General features: G+C 61.2%; 6 protein-coding genes. All 6 read right to left on the reverse strand.

Annotation, left to right across the window (positions count from 1 at the left end; translation table 11 throughout):
* Positions 1 to 600: ribonuclease III (rnc, locus tag EN991_RS28650; RefSeq protein ID WP_127370006.1), on the reverse strand; the 600-nt coding region annotated here is incomplete at its 3' end.
* Positions 600 to 1349 (reverse strand): signal peptidase I, encoded by a 750-nt coding sequence (gene lepB / locus EN991_RS28655; protein ID WP_127267160.1) that lies wholly within the window; start codon positions 1347 to 1349, stop codon positions 600 to 602. The genes lepB and rnc, both read right to left, overlap by 1 nt.
* Before the next feature lie 78 nt (positions 1350 to 1427).
* Positions 1428 to 1841, reverse strand: coding sequence for a holo-ACP synthase (acpS, locus tag EN991_RS28660; protein ID WP_024503069.1), 414 nt, complete (start codon positions 1839 to 1841; stop codon positions 1428 to 1430).
* Positions 1838 to 2437, reverse strand: coding sequence for a DUF2062 domain-containing protein (locus EN991_RS28665; RefSeq protein WP_013532587.1), 600 nt, complete (start codon positions 2435 to 2437; stop codon positions 1838 to 1840). Before EN991_RS28665 ends, acpS begins: the two co-directional genes overlap by 4 nt.
* A gap of 252 nt (positions 2438 to 2689) precedes the next feature.
* Complete coding sequence (locus tag EN991_RS28670; RefSeq protein ID WP_127370005.1) at positions 2690 to 3091, reverse strand: VOC family protein; 402 nt, start codon at positions 3089 to 3091, stop codon at positions 2690 to 2692.
* Between the two features lie 14 nt (positions 3092 to 3105).
* Positions 3106 to 3351, reverse strand: a 246-nt coding sequence (locus EN991_RS28675) for a phosphoribosyltransferase family protein (protein ID WP_281058817.1), incomplete at its 5' end; no start/stop codon positions are given.

Raw genomic sequence — 3351 nt, forward strand, 5'->3', positions numbered from 1 at the left:
GACCTGCAAGGATACAGTGAAGACCGGCTGATGGTCGGGTCCCTCGCGCTTGTCGATCACATATTCGGGTCTGATATCGCTGGTCTTGGCAATCCATTCCTGCAGATCGGATTTCGGATTGAGCGGCTTTGCGATCACCGTATGCGAGCGCGGTTCCCAATAGCGCAGGACGAACCGCCGCGCGGCCTCGATGCCACCGTCGACGTAAACCGCCGCAATCAGCGCTTCGACCGCATCCGCCAGATAGTTTCCGCCCGAGCCGCGCGACCGCATCTTCAAGGCAGAATCGGCGCGGACCAGATCCTCCAGCTGCATTTCGATGCCGATTTCGGAGCAGGTCCGCGCATCGACCAGCGCATTGAAGCGCGGCGCGATTTCACCTTCCGGCGCATCGGGAAATTTTTCGAAAAGCATATCGGCGACGACAAGCCCGAGCACGCGGTCGCCAAGAAATTCAAGACGCTGGTTGTTGGTGGCCGCCTTGACCGCACTGGAATGCGTCAAGGCGGTCTCGAGCAAACGGATATCCTTGAAGACGTAACCGGTCTTGGCCTTCACCAAACCGGCCAGTGTTTCGCCTGTCGGGCGCTTCAAAGCCATCAATTGACGAAGTGAAACAGGCGCGAAGCGCGCATCAGCGACGGCCATTTCCAGATTTCGAGAGGGCTCGCCTTGCCGGCGATCGAGAAGAAGACAAGATTGGCGCGGCCAACCAGATTTTCCGCGGGAACGTAGCCGACAGTGAAACGGCTGTCGGCGGAATTGTCCCGGTTGTCGCCCATCATGAAATAGTGGCCGGGCGGCACGTCGAATTCGCGGGTGTTGTCGCCGATCGAGTTCGAATTCAGGTCAAGCGTGTCGTAGCTGACGCCGTTGGGCAGGGTCTCACGATAGACATCGATCGGGCGCGATTCCTCGGTGATGTCGGGATTGTCGATCTGGCCTGTTTTCACGCGCGGCACGCCGACGCCGTTGATGAAAAGCTGGCCGTCCTTGACCTGGATCTTGTCACCCGGCAGGCCGACAACGCGCTTGATGTAGTCGACGGACGGATCAGGCGGGAACTTGAAAACCGCCACGTCGCCGCGCTTCGGCTCGGCGCCCCAGATGCGGCCCGAAAAAATATCGGGTCCGAAAGGCAGCGAATAGCGCGAATAGCCATAGGACCATTTGGTGACGAACAGATAGTCGCCTTCCAAAAGCGTCGGCCGCATTGATCCCGATGGGATCGAAAAAGGCTGGAACAGCAGCGTGCGGATGACCAGGGCGAGCAAAAGCGCCTGGACGATGACGCTGACGGTCTCGCCAAGCCCGCCGGATTTCTTCTCGGATTTTTCAGCCACGCTCATGTCGTCCTCGATTGTGCGTTGGATGGTATAGAGTCTCGGCGCGCGCTGGGCAACGTCAATGCCGGTCGTCAGAGGCAATCAATGTGGCGCTTCTTCGACGGGCAGCGCCTCGATGATCACAAAGGCTTGAGCGAGCGGGAAATCATCCGTGATGGTGAGGTGGATTGCCGCCCGATGGCCCTTTGGCAGGATTTTGTCCAGCCTGGCCTGCGCTCCTCCCGTCAGCGCCATGGTCGGCGCGCCACTGGGCAGGTTGACGACACCCATGTCGCGCCAGAACACGCCCTGCGCCAGTCCGGTGCCCAGCGCCTTGGCGCAGGCCTCCTTGGCGGCGAAACGCTTGGCATAGGAGGCCGCGCGGGCGCGTCGATTGTCCGAACGCGCCTGTTCGATGTCGGTGTAGATTCTCTGGACGAAGCGCTGGCCGTGACGCTCCAGCGATTTCTCGATGCGTCTGATGTCGATCAGGTCGCTGCCGATGCCGATGATCATCGCGCAGTGGAACCGATGCTTGCGCCGGGATGGGACGATTGCGCATGCCGGCTTGCGCGCTCGGCCAGGCGTTTGCGCCGCTGTTCGCGGAAAGCGTTCATGCCCCAGCGCGTGATGGCGTAGAACAGCAGCCCGAAGATCAAGCCGAGCGGAACCGCACCGATCAGCATCGGTTCAAGGACCGGTTTCCACAATTGCGCGAAGGAGAGGTTGTGCAACATCTCGCCCAGATGCGCCGGCGGCCCATGTGTCGGCAAACGGTCATGCAGGATGAGCTTGCCCGTTTCCCACGACGCGCCCCATAGCAACGGGAAGGTGAGCGGGTTGCCGAAAAAAACGGCGCCAAGCGCCGCCGCCACCAAATTGCCGGCGATCACCCAGCACAGGATGGCAGCGATGATGAAATGGAAACCGACGGGGAAGAATGAAGCGAAGACACCGGCCGCAACGCCGGCCGCCACCGCATGCGGTGTGGCCTTCAGCCGCAGGATGCGCTTGGAAAAATACTGAAGCGAGCGCGAAAACGAGCGGCGCGGCCAAAGATAGGTACGCACCCGCTCATAAAGGCCATCAGGCTTGCGGCGTCGAAATAGCACTCTGTTCCCGTTCCACAGCGCCCGCAACGGCACCTTCAGCCGGGCGTGGCAGCCACATCTTGCGCTTGACGATCACCCTATGGCAATCGCCAGCTTATATAACAACGCGCTGGCGCAAGAACAACCAAACACCTTTTGTGCCGCGCTTGTCGCCGCCCTTCGGGGCGGCTGGTCTTGCTTCGAACATTGGACAATCGCGGCAAATTTAAGGAACGGCAGTCGCATCGCCGAAAGGCACAGCGCCGCCAGCGGCTACGGCAGGTATTCGCTGACCTCGACCAGATTGCCGTCCGGGTCGCGGAAATAGACCGACATCATTGGACCTCGGGCCCCGATACGTTCAACCGGGCCGAGTTCCACCACCACACCATTGGCCGCGAGCCGCGCACGGACCTCATCCAGTGGCCGCTCGGTGATCAGGCAGAAATCACCTGATCCTGATGTCGGCGACTTCGCCTTTGGCTCGAAAGTCCGGCCGACCTCATGCACATTGATCTTATGGCTACCGAAAGCCAGCGCCGTCGGTCGATCGGCCGCGTCGATGCGCTCAAAACCCAGCACGCGCTGGTAAAACTCACAGGTCACTTCCAGCGAAGCGACCGTCAGCACGAAATGATCGATGCCGGCGATCATTTCCAATTCGTCTTCACGCATGTCGGCATGCCCCGTCAGATGTTGCGGCTGCCGGGCTTGATCGCCGGGATGGCGGCAAGCTCCGGCGGCAGCCGGTCGGCCGGATAGGCCGGGACCTCATACTCGGCAAGCGCGATGAGCGGCACGCCGACATCAGTCTTGCCGGCCGAACGATCGATGATGCAGGCCGCGGCAACCACCTCGGCGCCAAGCTCGCGCAGGCACTCGATGGTCTCTCGGATCGACAGGCCGGTGGTGACGATGTCCTCGACGATGACGAC

The organism is Mesorhizobium sp. M7A.F.Ca.US.005.03.2.1, from assembly GCF_003997795.1.
Taxonomy (GTDB): domain Bacteria; phylum Pseudomonadota; class Alphaproteobacteria; order Rhizobiales; family Rhizobiaceae; genus Mesorhizobium; species Mesorhizobium ciceri.